Source organism: Streptomyces sp. NPDC088766 (assembly GCF_044750845.1).
GTDB lineage: Bacteria > Actinomycetota > Actinomycetes > Streptomycetales > Streptomycetaceae > Streptomyces.
In genome coordinates this window covers 314,939-333,134 of record NZ_JBIVKQ010000004.1, presented here as the reverse complement: position 1 = coordinate 333,134, position 18,196 = coordinate 314,939, and the positions used below count along the sequence as shown (strand labels likewise).

At 73.2% G+C, this 18,196-nt stretch carries 17 protein-coding genes; 9 read left to right on the top strand and 8 right to left on the bottom strand.

The genetic code is table 11. From position 1 onward, the window contains the following. Positions 1-148: 148 nt before the first annotated feature. Positions 149-1,225 carry an NAD(+)/NADH kinase gene (locus ACIP5W_RS08640; RefSeq protein ID WP_401468724.1) on the top strand — a complete coding sequence of 359 codons (1,077 nt, stop codon included), beginning with the start codon at positions 149-151 and terminating at the stop codon, positions 1,223-1,225. A 451-nt stretch (positions 1,226-1,676) separates the two neighbouring features. On the opposite strand, the gene ACIP5W_RS08635 is transcribed toward ACIP5W_RS08640, so the two are convergent. From ACIP5W_RS08635 to ACIP5W_RS08625, 3 genes are all read right to left on the bottom strand, one after another. After that, the gene (locus ACIP5W_RS08635) at positions 1,677-2,468 is read right to left on the bottom strand and encodes a S1 family peptidase (RefSeq protein WP_401468722.1); all 792 of its coding nucleotides are present in this window, start codon (positions 2,466-2,468) and stop codon (positions 1,677-1,679) included. A gap of 295 nt (positions 2,469-2,763) precedes the next feature. Then, positions 2,764-5,580, bottom strand: coding sequence for an AAA family ATPase (locus ACIP5W_RS08630; RefSeq protein WP_401468719.1), 2,817 nt, complete (start codon positions 5,578-5,580; stop codon positions 2,764-2,766). A gap of 189 nt (positions 5,581-5,769) precedes the next feature. Further along, on the bottom strand, positions 5,770-6,567 hold the full coding sequence (locus ACIP5W_RS08625) for a response regulator transcription factor (RefSeq protein WP_401469010.1): 798 nt from the start codon (positions 6,565-6,567) through the stop codon (positions 5,770-5,772). Positions 6,568-6,723: 156 nt separating this feature from the next. Here ACIP5W_RS08625 and ACIP5W_RS08620 point away from each other — a divergent pair, with 156 nt between their 5' ends. Both ACIP5W_RS08620 and ACIP5W_RS08615 read left to right on the top strand, forming a co-directional pair. Beyond that, positions 6,724-8,394, top strand: coding sequence for an AMP-binding protein (locus tag ACIP5W_RS08620; protein ID WP_401468717.1), 1,671 nt, complete (start codon positions 6,724-6,726; stop codon positions 8,392-8,394). Then, positions 8,391-10,001 carry an AMP-binding protein gene (locus tag ACIP5W_RS08615; protein WP_401468715.1) on the top strand — a complete coding sequence of 537 codons (1,611 nt, stop codon included), beginning with the start codon at positions 8,391-8,393 and terminating at the stop codon, positions 9,999-10,001. Before ACIP5W_RS08620 ends, ACIP5W_RS08615 begins: the two co-directional genes overlap by 4 nt. A gap of 145 nt (positions 10,002-10,146) precedes the next feature. Here the strand turns inward: ACIP5W_RS08615 and ACIP5W_RS08610 are convergent, their stop codons facing one another. Beyond that, the gene (locus ACIP5W_RS08610) at positions 10,147-10,392 is read right to left on the bottom strand and encodes a hypothetical protein (RefSeq protein WP_401468712.1); all 246 of its coding nucleotides are present in this window, start codon (positions 10,390-10,392) and stop codon (positions 10,147-10,149) included. A 261-nt stretch (positions 10,393-10,653) separates the two neighbouring features. Here ACIP5W_RS08610 and ACIP5W_RS08605 point away from each other — a divergent pair, with 261 nt between their 5' ends. The 6 genes from ACIP5W_RS08605 to ACIP5W_RS08580 all read left to right on the top strand — a co-directional run bounded on the left by ACIP5W_RS08605 (position 10,654) and on the right by ACIP5W_RS08580 (position 14,815). Next, positions 10,654-10,902, top strand: a complete 249-nt coding sequence (locus tag ACIP5W_RS08605) for a thiamine-binding protein (RefSeq protein ID WP_401468709.1) — start codon at positions 10,654-10,656, stop codon at positions 10,900-10,902. Next, complete coding sequence (locus ACIP5W_RS08600) at positions 10,899-11,267, top strand: helix-turn-helix domain-containing protein (RefSeq protein WP_401468706.1); 369 nt, start codon at positions 10,899-10,901, stop codon at positions 11,265-11,267. Before ACIP5W_RS08605 ends, ACIP5W_RS08600 begins: the two co-directional genes overlap by 4 nt. A 141-nt stretch (positions 11,268-11,408) precedes the next feature. After that, positions 11,409-11,948, top strand: a complete 540-nt coding sequence (gene uraD, locus ACIP5W_RS08595; RefSeq protein ID WP_401468703.1) for a 2-oxo-4-hydroxy-4-carboxy-5-ureidoimidazoline decarboxylase — start codon at positions 11,409-11,411, stop codon at positions 11,946-11,948. Then, the gene (uraH, locus tag ACIP5W_RS08590; RefSeq protein WP_401468700.1) at positions 11,945-12,361 is read left to right on the top strand and encodes a hydroxyisourate hydrolase; all 417 of its coding nucleotides are present in this window, start codon (positions 11,945-11,947) and stop codon (positions 12,359-12,361) included. The genes uraD and uraH overlap by 4 nt, the downstream gene beginning before the upstream one ends. 4 nt (positions 12,362-12,365) lie before the next feature. After that, on the top strand, positions 12,366-13,268 hold the full coding sequence (gene pucL / locus ACIP5W_RS08585; protein ID WP_401468697.1) for a factor-independent urate hydroxylase: 903 nt from the start codon (positions 12,366-12,368) through the stop codon (positions 13,266-13,268). Between the two features lie 167 nt (positions 13,269-13,435). Further along, complete coding sequence (locus ACIP5W_RS08580) at positions 13,436-14,815, top strand: 8-oxoguanine deaminase (protein ID WP_401468694.1); 1,380 nt, start codon at positions 13,436-13,438, stop codon at positions 14,813-14,815. 181 nt (positions 14,816-14,996) lie between these two features. Here ACIP5W_RS08580 and ACIP5W_RS08575 read toward each other — a convergent pair whose 3' ends face one another. The 4 genes from ACIP5W_RS08575 to ACIP5W_RS08560 form a co-directional block, all read right to left on the bottom strand. Continuing rightward, complete coding sequence (locus ACIP5W_RS08575) at positions 14,997-15,419, bottom strand: acyl-CoA thioesterase (RefSeq protein WP_401468691.1); 423 nt, start codon at positions 15,417-15,419, stop codon at positions 14,997-14,999. 62 nt (positions 15,420-15,481) lie between these two features. After that, on the bottom strand, positions 15,482-16,132 hold the full coding sequence (locus ACIP5W_RS08570) for a hypothetical protein (protein ID WP_401468689.1): 651 nt from the start codon (positions 16,130-16,132) through the stop codon (positions 15,482-15,484). A gap of 96 nt (positions 16,133-16,228) precedes the next feature. Next, the gene (locus ACIP5W_RS08565; protein WP_401468686.1) at positions 16,229-16,828 is read right to left on the bottom strand and encodes a histidine phosphatase family protein; all 600 of its coding nucleotides are present in this window, start codon (positions 16,826-16,828) and stop codon (positions 16,229-16,231) included. Positions 16,829-16,948: 120 nt separating this feature from the next. Next, the gene (locus ACIP5W_RS08560) at positions 16,949-18,157 is read right to left on the bottom strand and encodes a pyridoxal phosphate-dependent aminotransferase (RefSeq protein ID WP_401468683.1); all 1,209 of its coding nucleotides are present in this window, start codon (positions 18,155-18,157) and stop codon (positions 16,949-16,951) included. Positions 18,158-18,196 lie beyond the last annotated feature (39 nt).

Sequence of the window (18,196 nt, the reverse complement as noted above, 5' to 3'; positions counted from 1 at the left end):
CTGTGGGCTGTGGCCTGCGGGCGGCATGGGAGGCCCGGCCTGCCTGCGTGCCTGCGTGCCTGCGTGCCTGCGTGCCTGCGTGCCTGCGTGGCGGTGCGGCTCCGGCGGTGTTTTGCTGGCGGTCCGGCGAGGTGATGTGGAGGCTGGCATGACGGTGGGTCGGCTCGGGCTCGTCGTGCACGGAGGGCGCCCGGAGGCCGCAGAGGCCGCCCGCGTCGTGCGCGCATGGTGCGCGGAGCACGGCGTGACGTGCGCGGACATCGACGTGTGGCGGGACGGCGGGCGGCACAGCGCGGGGGAGGAGGTCGAGGCCGCAGGGAACCCCGACCTCGTCGTCACCCTCGGCGGCGACGGCACGTTCCTGCGCGGCGCCCGGCTCGCCGCCGAGAACGACGCCCTGGTCCTCGGCGTCGACCTGGGCCGCGTCGGCTTCCTCACCGAGGTGCCCGCCGCCGCGGTGCGCACCGCCCTGGACGCCGTACGGGAGGACCGGCTCACCGTGGAGAGCCGGCTGCTGCTGACCCTGCGCGCCTCGCGCCGGCTGGAGGTGCCCGAGGAGATGGAGGCGCTGCTGAAGTACGGGCGCGGGCCGCTCCTGCCGCCGCCGCGGGTGCGCGAGGACTGCGAGACCGACGACGAATGGGGCATCCCGCTGCGCGTGTTCGCGCTGAACGACATCGTGCTGGAGAAGCTGTCGAGGGACCGCCAGGTGTCCGTCGGCGTCTACGTCGCCGGACGGCTCCTGGCCTCCTACTCCGCCGACGCCCTGCTGGTGGCGACCCCGACCGGCTCGACCGCCTACAGCTTCGCCGCCGGCGGCCCCGTCGTCTCGCCGCGCGCCGAGGCCCTGGTCTTCACCCCGGTCGCCCCGCACATGATGTTCGACCGGTCGGTGGTGACGGCCCCGGACGAGCCCGTCGGTCTGCGCGTCCTCGAACGGTCGGGCCGGGCCGCCGTCAGCATCGACGGCCAGTTGCGCGGCGTCCTCGACCCGGGCGACTGGATCGGCGTCTACGCGGCGCGGCGCCGGCTGCGGGCGGTCCGGCTGGGACCGATGGACTTCTACCGCCGGCTGCGCGAGCGGATGAACCTCACCGACGCCCCGGCCGCCGTCGCCGACGGCACCGCCGCCCCGCTGTGGTCGATGACGACCCCACCGCCCGGCGACCTCGCCCACCTCACCCTGCCGACGGCTCCGGAGGAACCGCCTTCACCCGCCGGCTGACGCGGACCGCTTTCCTCGGGGCGACGGCTCGGTGTTCCCGCGGGCGGCGGCGGGCGGGTCCGCCGCGCCGGGGACCGACGTGGGGTGCGCGCGGCGGACGAACCGTCCCGCACCACCTCGCCCGTGACCTCCCGACACCCCGCGCCCCGGCCCCGCCCCCCGCGCCCCGGCCCGGACACCCTCGTCGTCGAGCCGTCCGGCCGGCTCGGCGAGGAGCGGCGGCGGGAGGTGACGGCCAAGGGGCAGCGGCTGCCGCGGGTGATGTACGTACGGGGAGTCGTCGCCGTACGGCATCCGGTTCGGCACGGTGGTCCGCTAGGAGCCGGGCACGGGTCGCGCGGGGATCCGGCGCATGGAGAGGGGGCGCTGCGGGCCGCTCGTGGAGGCTCGCAGCGCCCCCCGGTCATTCACCTGAGGGATGCTCAGGGGTTCTTCCGGGTCGCGCGGTGACTTACGAGTTCACCTGCGCGGTCACGAGGTTGGAGAAGGTGGTCAGCCGGGTGTAGACACCCGGGTAACCGGCCTGCGCGCAACCCTCGCCCCATGAAGTGATGCCTGCCAGGACGCCCCCGATGAGCAGGGGACCGCCGCTGTCGCCCTGGCAGGTGTCTACGCCGCCGGAGGTGTATCCGGCGCACACCATGTCGCTCGCGACGAAGTCGGAGCCGTAGCTGCTCGCGCAGCCGGAGTCGGACACGATCGGCACGGTCGCGGTGCGCAGCTGGTTGGAGGAGCTGCCGTTCGCCGAGGTCGTGCCCCAGCCCAGGACGCGGGCCGTGGTGCCGGCCGCGTACACGCCGGTCTGGGAGGAGGTGACGTACGGCGCCGTGGTGTACGGCATCGACGTCGACAGGGTCAGGACGGCCACGTCGTCCCCGTTGGTGGCGTCGGTGTAGTCCGGGTTGATCCAGATCTTGCTGACCCGGCCGACCGTGCCGTTCGTGCCGCTGAGATAGGTGCGGCCGCCGACGACCCGCACGCTGCTGGTCGTCTCACCGACCATGCAGTGGGCAGCGGTGACCACCTTGGTCGCCGACACGAGGGTGCCGCCGCAGAACTGGTTCTGCGAGGCGTCCGTGATCTGCATCATGAACGGGTACGCGGTCGTGGTCGTGGTGGTGCCGCCGACGATCGGCTGGGGGGCTGCGACAGCGGTGGGGGCGCTGAGCAGGGCGGTCGCGACCGCGGCGGCCGAGGCCGTCGCGAGGGCCGCGGCCTTCTTGGCACGGGTGAGCCCGAACATCGATCTCCTTGGTGAGGGAGTTGCCGGTGGGGGGTCGCGCGGGTGTGGGGGGATTGCACGGGGGTCTCGGGACCGACCCCCGTGTGCCCGGCGAGCGGCACGTCCCTTACGCTAGGACCGGGTGCGTCCCAACCCCAATGAGGGAACCCCCTAAGGGAGTTGGGGAGGGAAAACCCTCGGTCGCACCGGAAAGCCGCGCTCCGGGCCCAGGACCGGGGCCCCGCGCTCCGCGAACCCGGGCGCACCGGCCCCGCGCAGGCGGTGCACCCACGCCGTCAGTGAACCCGCCCGGCCCTCACTTCGCGTGGTGCCCCGCCGCCAGCCGGACGATGTCCACCCGCGAGCGGATCCCCAGCTTGCGGTAGACCCGGGTCAGGGTCGCCTCCACCGTCTTGACACTGATGAACAGCCGCGCGGCTATCTCCCGGTTGGTGGCGCCCTCCATCACCAGCGCCGCCACCTGACGCTCCATCGACGCCAGCCCCTCCAGCGCGTCGAACGCCAATACCGGCGCCGGCACGAGGGCCGGCCCGGCCGGCTCCTCGGCGGCCGCCGCCTCCACCTGCCGCAGCCACGGCAGCGCCCGGCACCGCCGGAACAGCCGCGCCGCCTCGTCGTACGACGTCGGACCCGGCCGCCGGGTGCGCAGCCGCGCCATGGCGAACGCCGCCCGCGCCTCCTCCAGCCCGTACCCCAGCTTGGCGAACCGGTCCTGAACGGACGTCAGACGGGCCAGCGCGCCCTCCTGGTCGCCCCGCGCGGCCCGCACCAGCGCCTCCGCCCGGTCCAGCGTCGCCAGGATGCTCTCGCGGCCCAGCCGCAGCGCGTCCTCGCGCGTGACGTCGACGAGTTCCTGCGCCTCACCCGGCTCGCCCACCCGCACCAGCGCCTCGGCGAGGTCGCCCTGCCAGCGGCCGCGGGCCGGGTCGTTGATGCCGAGTCCCGCCTCCAGCTCCCGCACCCGGCGCAGCGAGGCCACCGCGCCCGCGGCGTCCCCGGCGACCAACCGGGCATGCCCCAGGGCGGCCAGGGCCCGCGACAGGTACATCTGGTCGCCGTCCTCCTCGGCGCGTCCCGCGGCCTCCCGGGCCAGCTCCAGCGCGCGGCTCACCTCACCGCCGGACGCCTCGGCGAGGGAGGCGAGCATCGCGGAGGCGCCCAGGCCGATCCCCGAGTCACGGGCCAGCCGCAGGCTCTCGCGGGCCAGGTCCAGGGCGCGCCCGCAGTGCCCGGAACGCAGTTCGGTCTCCGCGAGGAAACGCTGGAAGTGCACCTCGCTCTCGACCATGCCGCGCCGGCGCGCCTCGCGCAGCAACGCCGTGATCGTCGAGCGGGCCTCGGACAGCTGATCGCTCATCAGCAGCCAGCGGAACCTGGCCGTGCCCGCCCCGTTGTGGTGGCACGCCACGTAGGGGTCCTGAGGCTCCTTCAGGGCCCGCTTGATCGTCACGGGCGCGTCCGGATGCCCCATGAGCGTCTCCGTCGACGCCTGGAGGGCCAGCGCCATCAGCTCGCTGCGCCGGTCCGCGCCGCGCGCGGCCAGCTCCGCGGCGTGCGCCGCCTGCTCACGGGCCTCCGCGAAGTCCCCCTGCACCACCAGCCCGCGCCAGGCCAGCTGGTAGTGGACCTGCGCGAGCAGCACGGGGTCGTCGCCCGCGTCGGCGAGCACCTGCGGATAGACGGCGTCGACGTCACCGAGCGCCTGCCCGGCCGCCTCGATCACCACCATCCAGGCCCGCACCCGCTCGGCGGGCGCCGTCGCCCGCGTCAGCACCTCGCGGGCGATGTCCCGGGCGAGGTCCACCTCGCCGGCGATGATCGCGTCCTCGGCGGCCTCCAGCCGCCGCTCGTCCGGGGCCGGCCTGCCGTCCGCGGGGGTGTGCCGGGCCGCGAGCAGCCCGAGCGAGGCCGCCACCGAGGGCGCCCCCCGGTCCCGGGCCAGCGCGGCGGCCTCCGAGAGCCGGGCGGCCACCCCGGGGTCGGTGCCGGTGGTCGACAGCGCCAGGTGCCGGGCCCGCTCGATCGGGTCGGAGGCGGCCGTGGACAGCGCGGTGTGCGCGGCCCGCCGCTCCTGCGCGGGCGCCTCCGCGTACAGTGCCGCCGAGATCAGCGGATGCGCGAAGCGTACGGCCGGCCCCTCCGGCTCCGTCGCCAGCAGGCCGAGCGCGGCGGCCTGGGCGGTCTCCGCCTCGGCGTTCTCGCGGCCGGCCGCGTGCAGCAGTGCCAGCGTGGGGCGGGCGCCCGCGCTGGCCACCAGCAGGGTGCGGCGCGCCTCGTCGGAGAGCATGTCGAGCCGGCTGAGCACCAGGGCGCGCAGCGAGGTCGGCACGGGCAGCGGCTCGCCGGGGCGCGGCGGGGTCGGGTTCTCGCCGAGGGCGCGGCCCAGCTCCAGGGCGAACAGGGGGTTGCCGCCGCTGGTGCGGTGGATCTCGCGGACCGTCGAACGGGGCAGGTCGGTGTAGCCGCGGTGGTCGAGCAGCACGGAGACCTGGGCACGCGAGAGGGGGTTCAGACGGACGGCGAGGGTGTCGGGCGGAGACGCGCGTAGATGACGGTCGTACTCCTGTCCCTCGGTCCGGACCGCGCAGAGCAGCTGGACGGGGGTGTCGCCGAGGCGGCGGGCGGCGAAGCCGAGGAGCTCGGCGCTCGCGGAGTCGAGCCACTGCATGTCGTCGGCGACGAGCAGCACGGGCCCGGCGGCGGCGAGGGCGCGCAGCGCCGAGAGCACGGCCAGGCGCAGGGCGAGGCCGTCGCGTTGCAGCGTCGACTCGCCCCGGCCGGTCAGCGCCGATTCCAGGGCGGTGCGCTGGGCGGAGGGCAGCTTGTCGGCCACCTCGTCCAGCACCAGGCCGAACAGATCGGCCAGGGCCAGGAAGGGGAGGTGGCTTTCGGACTCGGTGGCCGAGCAACGCAGGACGGTGCGGGCCGCGTCGCCGTAATCCGCGGCCAATGCCCGCAGCACGGTCGACTTTCCTATTCCGGCCGGGCCGTGCAGCAGCACACTGCCGCCGCGGGTCAGCTGCTCACGGGCGGAGGTGAACAGCTCGTCCCTGCCGATGACCAGGTCGGGGCGGCATCTGGCAGGCTCCTTGAAGTCCCGTCGCACGGTCACCGCTCCCTCCGAGTGTCGTGTCCGACCGAATTCTAGGCAACGTCTCTTTGAAATCCGGAAGGACGGCGTCGTGAGGGAGATAACAACGGGAGCATACCGAAATTCATCGCGGTGACGTTTGAATGAACACTCATCGTCCCGGCCCCTCCCTGGCTTGATCCTTACGCTTCCGCACGGCCCCCGCCGCCGCTAAGGCAGCAACCCCGCCCTCCGCGCCGCGACCACCGCCTCCCCGCGGGTGTGGGCGCCCAGCTTCCGCATCGCGGACCCGAGGTAGCCCTTGACCGTCTCCGGGCGCAGGCCCAGCCGTTCGGCGGCCGTCCGGTTGGTCGCGCCCGCCGCCACGTACGCCAGCACGTCCAGCTCGCGGGGCGCCAGGGCGACCGCCGGCGACGGCGTGCCCCGGGTGAGCAGCCCGCAGGCCTCCAGGAGCTCCGCGCGCAGCACCGGGTCGGCGATGCGCGGGGCGAGGGCGCGCAGGCAGGCGTGGGCCTCCCGCACCTGCTCCCAGCCCGCCGCCGACCCGGCCCGGGGCTCCGGGCGGGCCGCCGCCAGCAGATCCCGGGCCTCGTCCCCGACCGCCAGGGTCTGCTCGACGTCCCGCGCCACGTCGACGGCCGCGTTCAGTGTGCGGTCGCCCAGCGGCTGGGCCGTACGCAGCGCGCCGTACAGGACACCGCGCACCCGGCGGCGCACGACCACCGGGACCGCGAGGACCGAGCGCAGGCCCTCCTCGGCGACCGCCGTGTCGTACTCGTGGCTGATCTGCCGGGAGAGGGAGTAGTCGGTCACGGCGCACGGCCGGCCCAGGGCGACCGCCTTTCCGCCGAGCCCGTTGCCCGAGGTCACCGCGAGCCCGCGCAGCGCCGGGGTGGCCGCGCCGCTCAGCTCGCTGATGCGCATCCGCGGGCGGCCCGGCTCGACGAGCCCGCCGAAGGCGACCGGCAGCCCCGTCGCCCGCCGCAGCCGCGCCAGCGCGCCGCGCATCTCCACCGCCCCGGCCGTGTCCGCCGCTGTCACCTGCCCGCCCTTCTCCGCGGCGGTTCGCCGCGGTGCCCCCCGTTCGGGGGTGGTGAGACCTGTATCACGGATTACACGATGGCAGAGAGCCGCCCGGCAATGGTCCGGCAACCAGGAGGACAGATGACGACGGCGACGGAGCAGTTCCGCAGGGCACGGGACTTCCTGCTGGCACACCGAGAGGACTACGAGACCGCTTACGAGGGCTTCGACTGGCCCCGGCCCGCGCACTTCAACTGGGCCCTGGACTGGTTCGACGCCATCGCGGACGGCAACGACCGCACCGCGCTGCACATCGTCGAGGAGGACGGCTCCGAGGTCCGCCTCTCCTTCGCCGAGCTGTCCGAGCGCTCCGACCGCGTCGCCAACCTGCTGCGCGAGCGCGGGGTCGGCGCCGAGGACCGGATCCTCGTCATGCTCGGCAACCAGGCCGAGCTGTGGGAGACGGCGCTCGCCGCGATCAAGCTGCGCGCGGTGGTCGTCCCGGCGACACCCCTGCTCGGCCCCGCCGACCTGCGCGACCGCGTCGAACGCGGCCGGGTCCGCCACGTCGTGGTGCGCGCCGAGGACACCGGCAAGTTCGACGACGTGCCCGGCGGCTACACGCGCATCGCCGTCGGCGGCGTGCCCGAGGGCTGGCAGCGGTACGAGGACGCCTGCAGCGCCTCCGCCGAGTTCCTGCCCGACGGGCCGACCCTCGCCGACGACCCGCTGATGCTGTACTTCACCTCCGGTACGACGGCCCGCCCCAAGCTGGTCGAGCACACCCACGTGTCGTATCCGATCGGGCACCTGGCGACCATGTACTGGATCGGCCTCCGGCCCGGTGACGTGCACCTGAACATCTCCTCACCCGGCTGGGCCAAGCACGCCTGGTCGAACCTCTTCGCGCCGTGGAACGCCGAGGCCACCGTCTTCATCCACAACTACACGCGCTTCGACCCGGCCCGGCTGATGGCGGAGATGGACCGTGCCGGGGTGACGACCTTCTGCGCCCCGCCGACCGTGTGGCGCATGCTCATCCAGGCCGACCTCACCCAGCTGCGCACCCCGCCGCGCGAGGCCGTGGCCGCCGGGGAACCGCTGAACCCCGAGGTCATCGAGCAGGTCCGGCGGGCCTGGGGCGTGACCGTCAGGGACGGCTTCGGCCAGACGGAGACGGCCGTCCAGATCGCCAACAGCCCCGGTCAGGTGCTGAAGACGGGCTCGATGGGCCGCCCGAGCCCCGGCTACCGCGTCGAGCTGCTCGACCCGGTGTCCGGCGCGCCCGGCGCCACCGAGGGCGAGATCGCGCTCGACCTGTCGGCCCGGCCGGTCGGCCTGATGGCCGGTTACCACGGCGACGCCGACCGTACGGCGGAGGCGATGGCGGGCGGCTACTACCGCACCGGCGACATCGGGGAACGCGACGAGAACGGCTACATCACCTACGTCGGGCGCGGCGACGACGTCTTCAAGGCGTCCGACTACAAGATCAGCCCCTTCGAGCTGGAGAGCGCGCTGCTGGAGCACGAGGCCGTCGCCGAGGCGGCCGTGGTCCCCGCCCCGGACGAGCTGCGGCTGGCCGTGCCCAAGGCGTACGTCGTCCTGGCCGAGGGCTGGGAGCCCGGTCCCGACACCGCGAAGGTCCTGTTCGAGCACTCCCGCGAGACCCTCGCGCCCTACAAGCGCGTCCGCCGCCTGGAGTTCGCGCCGCTGCCCAAGACCGTCTCCGGCAAGATCCGCCGCATCGAGCTGCGCGAGGCGACGGCCGGGGGGTCGGCGAACGAGTACCGCGAGGAGGACTTCCGGTGAGCGAGGCGTCGTACAGCCACGGCACGAGCACCACGGCGCTGCTCGGCGACACCATTGGCGGCAACCTGGACCGGGCCGTCGCCGCCTGGCCGGAGCGCGAGGCGCTGGTCGACGTCCCCTCCGGCCGGCGCTGGACCTACGCCGGGTTCTCGGCGGACGTCGACCGGCTGGCGTGCGCGCTGCTGGCGAGCGGGGTCGCCAAGGGGGACCGGGTGGGCGTCTGGGCGGTCAACTGCCCCGAGTGGGTGCTCGTCCAGTACGCCACCGCCCGCGTCGGCGCGATCATGGTGAACATCAATCCGGCCTACCGCACGCACGAGGTCGCGTACGTCCTCGAACAGGCCGGTGTTTCCCTGCTGTTCGCCTCCGCCCGCCACCGCACGAGCGACTACCGGGCCATGGTCGACCAAGTGCGCGGCGACTGCCCGCGGTTGCGGGAGGCGGTGTTCTTCGGGGAGCCGGACTGGGACGCCCTGCTGGACCGTGCGTCCGCGGTCCGGCCCGAGGAACTGCGCGCCAGGGCCGACGAGTTGTCGTGCGACGACCCGATCAACATCCAGTACACCTCGGGCACCACGGGCTTCCCCAAGGGGGCGACCCTCTCCCACCACAACATCCTCAACAACGGTTACTTCGTGGGGGAGTCGATCGGGTACAGCGAGCAGGACCGGGTGTGCATCCCGGTCCCCTTCTACCACTGCTTCGGCATGGTGATGGGAAACCTCGCGGCGACCTCGCACGGCGCCTGCATGGTGATCCCGGCGCCGTCCTTCGACCCGAAGGCGACCCTGGACGCCGTCCAGCGGGAGAGGTGCACCTCCCTGTACGGCGTCCCGACCATGTTCATCGCGGAGCTCAACCTGCCCGACTTCGCGGCCTACGACCTCTCCTCCCTGCGCACCGGCATCATGGCGGGCTCGCCCTGCCCGGTGGAGGTGATGAAACGGGTGGTCGCCGAGATGCACATGGCGGAGGTCTCCATCTGCTACGGCATGACCGAGACGTCCCCGGTCTCCCTCCAGACCCGCCGCGACGACGACCTGGAGCACCGCACCGCCACCGTCGGCCGCGTGCTCCCGCACATCGAGGTCAAGATCGTCGACCCGGTCACCGGCGTGACCCAGCCGCGCGGCACCGCCGGTGAGCTGTGCACCCGCGGGTACAGCGTGATGCTCGGGTACTGGAACGATCCCGAGAGGACCGCGGAGGCCGTCGAGCCCGGCCGCTGGATGCACACCGGCGACCTGGCGCACATGCGGGAGGACGGGTACGTCGAGATCGTCGGCCGCATCAAGGACATGATCATCCGCGGCGGCGAGAACATCTACCCGCGCGAGGTCGAGGAGTTCCTCCACGGCCACCCGAAGATCAGGGACGTCCAGGTCGTCGGCGTACCGCACGAGACGTACGGCGAGGAGGTGCTGGCCTGCGTGATCCCGCACGACGGCGCCGCACCGCCGACCCTGGAGGAGGTCCGCGCCCACTGCGAGGGCAGGCTGGCGCACTACAAGATCCCGAGCCGGCTCCAGGTGCTGGACGCCTTCCCGATGACGGTGTCCGGAAAGGTGCGCAAGGTGGAACTGCGGAACGACTACGGCGGCCGGTGACGCCGTCGGACCGGTGCGGCGGCCGGCTCGGGCGCCGCCGCCCCCGCGCTGCGTGCCCCGGGTGACCGGAACGCGCCCGGGCCCGGCACCGGTCGAAGCCTGCCGGACCATGTTCAGAGGTTGATCCGAGGTGGTCGTACCCGGCCTACGCCCGGTGCTGTCCGTGGTGCTCCGACAGTCCGGGCCAGTCGTCGGGACCGCCGCCCTGCCATTCGACGAGGTCGGTCTCCTCCACCTCGACGCGGTCCAGGTCGGCGAGGCGGAGGATCTCGACGACGTCGTCGAGGTGCGTGGCGATCCCGAGGGTGGCGTCGTCCTGGGTGACCCGGCGGGAGCCGTCCAGGGCCGGCGGATGGACCACGATGTGCGGATGCTGCGTCGGATTGCCCATGCCCTCAGGCTCCTGCGGGCGAGGTCCTTCCGCACGCCGGGGACGGGCGGGGTCCGCCCGTCCCCGCTGGACGCCCCCGCAGGGGTGCCGCGGAGCAGGGGCGCCGACGCCGCCCGGACCGACCCGCCGGTCGGTTAAGGTCGGGTCCGGGAGCCGTGCGAGCGGTTCCGCCGTGCGCCGACAGGCCGTGCCCGGACCGCCTCCCAGGGCAGGGCAGTCATGAAAAGCACAGGTCAGGCAGGTCAGAGAGGTGTGGGGCGCGTGCGACTGAGGGTTGAGTTCACCACCGAGCCCTTCGATCTCGACGAGGCGCCCGCGCACGCGCTGGTCGCCCGCGAGGTCGTCGAGGCCGCCGACCTGGACTCCGTGGACGTCGGCCCCTTCGGCAACACCGTGGAGGGCCGCGCCGACTCCGTGCTCGGCGCGGTCGACGCCCTGCTCCGCAGGTCCCTGGAGGCCGGCGCCACCCGGGTCTCCCTCCAGGTCAACGTGGTCGGGGAGGGCGAGTGACCGGGGCCGGGCAGGAGTCCTTCATCGCCGCCGTGAAACCGCTGGTCGACGCCATGGGCGGGGAGCTGGTCCCGCCGGACGAGGCCGGCCCCGACGACGTCGTGCTGTCCTGGGAGGGCGCGGACGCCGTCGCCGTACGGCTGCCGCAGCTCGCCGACTCCCTCGACCACATCCTGGCCGCGATGGAGCGCAAGAAGGGCAGGCCCCTCGCCGACCTGGACCGCAAGGCCAAGCAGGAGGTCGTGCGGACACTGGAGGCGCGCGGCGCCTTCTCGGTGCGGCACGGCGTGGAGACCGTGGCCGGCGCGCTCGGCGTGAGCCGTTTCACCGTCTACAACTACCTCAACCGCGAGAAGGGGAGCTGAGCGGGCGCCGGCGGCACCGCGGGGGCTCCGGGTTCCGTTAACCCGGAATTTTCAACAAAGTGTTGACGCGTTGTCGGGTGTGGGCGTTAGCTGGCCGCAGTCCGTTCAGCACGACGGCCGTTCACGGCCACGGAGGCTCCCGTGACGTCGACTTCCCCGCTCCCGGGGCTGGCCCGGTTCAACGCCCTGGAGGAGCCCGCGGCCCGCGCCGCGCTCCACGAGGCCTGCGCCTCCACCGCCTGGGCCGAGCACCTGCTGGCGGCCCGCCCGTACGCCACGGCCGAGGATCTGTACGCCACCGGTGACGCCGCCATGGTCCACCTGACCGCCGCGGACCTGGACGAGGCGATGGCCGGGCACCCGCCCATCGGCCGGCCCCGGCCCGGCGACCGGGCCTCCGCCCGCGAGCAGCGCGGCATGGCCGGCGCCTCAGAGACGCTGAAGGCGCAGCTGCTCGAACTGAACCTGGCCTACCAGGAGAGGTTCGGCCATGTCTTCCTGATCTGCGCGACCGGCCGCACCGGCGAGCAGATGCGGGACGCCCTGCGCGAACGGCTCGGCAACACGCCGGAACGGGAACGGGAGATCGTCCGCGCCGAACTGGGCAAGATCAACCGCATCCGCCTGGCACGACTCGTCGGGGACGACCGAGACGACCGAGAAGGACGCCCGACACCATGAGCACCAGCACCAGTACCGGCACCACCGCCTCCGTGTCCACGCACATCCTGGACACCAGCGTCGGCCGCCCCGCGGAGGGCGTCGCCGTCCACCTCTCGGCCCGGCCGGGCCGGGACGCGGACTGGCGGGCGCTCGGCGGTTCCGCGACCGACGCGGACGGCCGGTGCAAGGACCTCCCGCCCCTGCCGGAGGGAACCACCCACGTACGGCTCGACTTCGCCGTGGAGCCGTACCTGGGGAGAACCGCGAAGAGACAAGCCGATGCGCAGCAGGACGCCCCCGCGAATCGGGACAGCGGACCGGGCGTGTTCTTCCCGGAGGTGGCGATCACGTTCGCCGTCGTGCCGGGCGAGCACTACCACGTACCGCTGCTGCTCAACCCGTTCGGCTACTCCGTTTACCGAGGGAGCTAGCTAGATGCCCACCCTTCTGGGACAGAACCAGTACGGCAAGGCCGAGAACCGAGTCGTCAGGATCACGCGGGACGGCGACACCCACCACATCAAGGACCTCAACGTCTCGGTGTCGCTGAGCGGCGACATGGACGAGGTCCACCACTCCGGCTCGAACGCCAACGTGCTGCCGACCGACACCGCGAAGAACACGGTGTACGCGTTCGCCAAGCAGCACGGCGTCGAGTCCGCCGAGCAGTTCGGCATCCACCTCGCCCGCCACTTCGTCACCTCGCAGGAGCCCATCCACCGGGCTCGCATACGCGTCGAGGAGTACGCCTGGGCGCGGATCGACACGCCCGGCAGCAGGCACTCCTTCGTCCGCCAGGGCCAGGAGACCCGCCTCACCCAGATAACCTTCGACGGTTCGTCCTGGGAGGTCGTCTCCGGTCTGAAGGACCTGGTGGTCATGAACTCCACCGACTCCGAGTTCCGGGGCTACGTCAAGGACAGGTACACGACGCTCCCCGAGACCCTCGACCGCATCCTCGCCACCGAGGTGTCCGCCCGCTGGCGGTTCAACTGGACCGACGGCGAACGCGAGACGCCGGACTGGGAGGAGTCCTACGGGCAGACGAGGAAGCACCTGCTCCAGGCGTTCGCCGAGACCTACTCCCGCTCGCTCCAGCAGACGCTGTACCAGATGGGCTCCCGGATCATCGAGCACCGCGACGAGATCGACGAGGTCCGCTTCTCCCTCCCGAACAAGCACCACTTCCTCGTGGACCTGGAGCCGTTCGGGCTGAAGAACGACACCGCCGACGGAGCGGTCTACCTCGCCGCCGACCGGCCCTACGGCCTCATCGAGGCGACCGTCCTGCGCGACGGCTGCGAGGCCCGCATCCCGGCGGACCTCACCAACCTCTGACACCCTTCACCGCGGCACCCGTGGCCGGGGCGACGGCCGTCGGCGGGGAACCGGTCACCGGGCCCCTCCGGCTTCCTCGCCCGCTCCGTCCCGCCCCGGCCACGGCACCCGAAGCTCCCGGGGTCCTGCCGTGCCCCCTCCCCCTCAGCGCAAAGGACGAACGAACCATGGCAGCAGACCGGCGCATCGTCATCGAGAACTGTGCGATCGCGACCGTCGACGCCCACGACACCGAGTACGCGAACGGGCACGTCGTCATCGCCGGCAACCGCATCGAGACGGTCGGCACGGGTCCGGCCCCGGAAGGTCTGGAGGACGTCGCCCGCCGCATCGACGCCACCGGGCACCTGGTCACTCCCGGCCTGGTCAACACCCACCACCACTTCTACCAGTGGATCACCCGCGGCCTGGCCACGGACCACAACCTGTTCGACTGGCTGGTCGCGCTCTACCCCACCTGGGCCCGCATCGACGAGCCGATGGTCCGCGCCGCCGCTCAGGGTTCCCTCGCGATGATGGCCCGCGGCGGTGTCACCACCGCCATGGACCACCACTACGTCTTCCCGCACGGCTCCGGCGACCTGTCCGGCGCGATCATCGGCGCCGCCCGCGACATGGGGGTGCGCTTCACCCTCGCCCGCGGCTCCATGGACCGCAGCGAGAAGGACGGCGGCCTGCCCCCGGACTTCGCCGTCGAGACCCTGGACGGTGCGCTCGCCGCCACCGAGGAGACCGTACGGCAGCACCACGACGCCTCCTTCGACGCGATGACCCAGGTCGCCGTCGCCCCCTGTTCCCCCTTCTCCGTCTCCACCGAACTCCTCCGCCAGGGAGCCGAGTCGGCCCGCCGGCTCGGCGTGCGACTGCACACCCACGGCTCCGAGACGGTCGAGGAGGAGAAGTTCTGCCACGAACTGTTCGGCATGGGCCCCACCGACTACTTCGAGTCCACCGGCTGGCTCGGCGAGGACGTGTGGATGGCGCACTGCGTCCACATGAACGACTCCGACATCGACGCCTTCGCCCGTACGAAGACCGGTGTCGCGCACTGCCCGTCCTCCAACGCCCGCCTGGCGGCCGGGATCGCACGGGTGCCGGACATGCTCGCGGCCGGTGTCCCGGTCGGCCTCGGCGTCGACGGTACGGCGTCCAACGAGTCCGGCGAACTCCACACCGAGCTGCGCAACGCCCTCCTGATCAACCGCCTCGGCGCCCACCGCGAGGCCGCCCTGAACGCCCGTCAGGCGCTGCGCCTCGGCACCTTCGGCGGCGCCCGGGTCCTGGGCCGGGCGGACCAGATCGGCTCGCTGGAGCCGGGCAAGCTCGCCGACCTGGTGCTGTGGAGGATGGACACCCTCGCCCACGCCTCCATCGCCGACCCGGTGGCCGCCCTGGTCCTCGGTGCGGCGGCCCCGGTCACCGCCTCCTTCGTGAACGGCCGCCAGATCGTCGAGGACGGCCGGCTGCTCACCGCCGACGAGGACGCGATCGCCCGCGCCACGCGCGAGGAGGCCCGGCGGCTGGCCCGGATCGCCGCCCAGGACTGACCGCACCGGCCGCACCGGCCGCACCGACCCCTTGAGATCCCGGCCGGGAAGGACGGTTCCCGGCCGGTGGCCCTGGCCCCTCAAGGGGCCACGGCGGCCGTTTCCGGGGCGCGCGTCCGTGCGCGCCCCGGAAACGGCCCGGCCCGCGACCCGGCGTCGTCCATGGCGACGGGCCGGTCGGTCAGAGTCCGAACAGGCCCGGTTCGCAGGCCAGTTCCTTGAAGTGCTCCTGGGGGTCGGCGACCATCCGCCGGGTCCTCAGGTCCAGCAGACCGCCCACCCCGGAGAGTTCGGCCGCGACCGTGCCGTCCGTCCTGCGGATGGTCTGCTCGACGCGGAACGTCTTGCCGCCGCTCCACTCGAAGGCGCACGTCACGTCGACCTCGTCGCCGGCCAGCAGTTCGCGCCGGTAGCGGATGGTGGTCTCCAGGGCGACGGGTCCGATGCCCCGGCCGATCAGTCCGGCCTGGGTGATGCCCGCGGCCTGGAGCAGCGACCAGCGCGCGTGCTCCGCGTAGTTGAGGTACACGCTCTGGTTGAGATGACCCTGTACGTCGGTCTCGTATCCGCGGACGGTGACCCGCACGGAAAACGGCTCGCTCACGGCTTCCCCTCAATCGTCGACGAGCACGGTCGATGCCCTGCCCGCCGATCTTGGCACGCCCGTCACACCCGGCGTGGGGAAGCCAGCAGATAACGCGTCCTGCTCCGGGGGTCGGTGTGCTCGCCCGCCTGCCAGCCGGCCTTCTCCAGGGTCGCCGCGCAGTTCCGCAGCGTCCCGTCGTCCGGCCCGTGCACGGCGACGGCGTCCGGCTGCGGGGTGGCGCGCACCCGGTAGCCGGCGGCGTCCGGTCCGGCGGCGTCCGGTCCGGCGGGCCGGTGGCCGGCCGCCTCCAGCGCGAGCGCGGCGGCCGGCACCAGATGCTTACGCTCCCACCCGCACGGCCGGTCCACCGCCCCGTCCGGGTTGGTCATCCGGCGCAGTTCCAGCAGCCCCTGCCAGGCACTGTGCACCTCCCGCAGCCGGGCCGGCCCGCCGGACGGCGGTTCCTCCTCCCCGCCGACCCGGGCGGCGAACACACCGGTACCGGCATGCGGGGCAGCACCCACGGCGGCGGGCTCCGGCTCGGGCTCCGCTTCCCGTGTCCGGTGCCCGGCAGGGGTGAGGAAGTGGTCGTGCGGCGGGCGCGGGTGCCGGAAGGCGAGCCCCCGCCGGACCAGCGCGGCCAGCTGGGCCTGCGTGCCCCGCAGGCGCCCGGTGACGGGATCGGCGGCGTCGATGACACGCCGCTGGGCGGCGGTCGGCGGTCGTGTCACGGCGTGCTCCCTCCCGGTCGGCGGTACGGCTGTACCACCGCTGTGAAGGTTACGGCCGGGCACCGACAACCCGGCCCGCCGCTGACGGTCCGGCCCTCACACCCCCGGCCGGATGTTCCACCCCGCGATCACGTGCCGGCCGTGCTCCGTGCCGAGCCGGCACAGTGCCCCGGTCGCCAGCTGGAACAGGGCGCCCTGCGACGGCGGCAGGCCGAGCCGGCGGGCCGTGAGCACCCGCAGGAAGTGTCCGTGCGCCACCAGCACCACGCACCCCTCGGTGTTGGCGAGCGCCGCGTCCGCCATGGCCAGCACCCGGTCGGCCCGCTCCCCGACCTGTTCCGGCGTCTCACCGGGATGCGCCTGCGGACCGGGCGCGACACCGTCCGTGAACAGGAACCAGCCCGGCCGCTCCCGCTGGATCTCGACGGTCGTGACGCCCTCGTACCCGCCGTAGTCCCACTCCGTCAGGTCCGCGTCGACCTGCACCTCGTGCAGCCCGATCAGCTCCGCCGTCTCCCGCGCCCGCTGGAGCGGGCTGGAGAACGCCGCGCCGATCCGGTGCGAGCGGATGAGCGGCACCAGGCGCCGCGCCTCGTCCCGGCCGTGCTCGGTGAGCGGGACGTCCGTCAGTCCGGTGTGCCGGCCGGAGCGCGACCACGCGGTCTCTCCGTGCCGGACCAGGAAAAGATCACCCATGCCGCACAGAGTCGCACAGGCGTGCGCCGGTGCCCCGCACCGCGGGGTGCCGGACTGTCGTGGGCCTGGCTGTCGTGGGCCGGTGATCCGCGGACGCCGCGCTCCGCCGCCCGCGGTCTCCTACTGCCGGTAGCCGCTCAGGAAACGTCCGATGCGCCCGATCGCCGCCTCCAGGTCCTCCGCGTGCGGGAGGGTGAGGATGCGGAAGTGGTCCGTGGCCGGCCAGTTGAAGCCGGTTCCCTGGACGACCTGGATCTTCTCGCGCAGCAGCAGGTCCAGGACGAACTTCTCGTCGTCGTGGATCGGGTGGACCTTGGGATCGATGCGCGGGAACGCGTACAGGGCGCCCCGGGGCTTCACGCAGGACACGCCGGGGATCTCGTTGAGCTTCTCCCAGGCGATGTCGCGCTGCTCGCGCAGCCTGCCGCCCGGCGCGGTCAGTTCGCGGACGGACTGGCGGCCGCCGAGCGCGGCCTGGATGGCGTACTGGGCGGGCGCGTTGGCGCACAGCCGCATGGAGGCCAGCATGGTGAGGCCCTCGAGGTAGTCCTTCGCGTGCTGCTTCGGGCCGGTCACGACCAGCCAGCCGGAGCGGAAGCCCGCCACCCGGTACGTCTTGGACAGCCCGCAGAAGGTCAGGACCACCAGGTCGGGGGCGAGCGCGGCGGCCGAGTGGTGCACGGCGTCGTCGTAGAGGATCTGGTCGTAGATCTCGTCGGCGAAGACCATCAGGCCGTGCCGGCGGGCCAGGTCGAGGATGCCCTCGACGATCTCCTTCGGGTAGACCGCGCCGGTGGGGTTGTTCGGGTTGATGACGACCACGGCCTTGGTGCGGTCCGTGATCTTCGACGCCATGTCGTCCAGGTCCGGGTACCAGTCGGCCTGCTCGTCGCAGAGGTAGTGGACCGCCTTGCCGCCCGCGAGCGTGGTGACGGCCGTCCACAGCGGGAAGTCGGGGGCCGGGATCAGGATCTCGTCGCCGTCCTCGACCAGCGCCTGTACGGCCATGGAGACCAGCTCCGAGACGCCGTTGCCGAGCCACACGTCGTCGACGTCGACGTCCAGGCCCCGGTCCTGGTAGCGCTGGGCGACCGCCCGGCGGGCCGGGAGGATGCCGCGCGAGTCCGTGTAGCCGTGGGCCTGCGGGAGCATCCGGATCATGTCCTGGAGGATCTCCTCCGGCGCCTCGAAACCGAAGAGCGCCGGGTTGCCGGTGTTCAGGCGCAGCACGCTGTGCCCCGCCGCCTCCAGCGCGTTGGCGTGCTCGATGACCGGGCCGCGGATCTCGTAACAGACCTCGCTGAGCTTGTTCGACTGCCGGAACTCCATGCGCCCCTCCGGTATCTGGTGTTGCTTGGTTTTACCAAG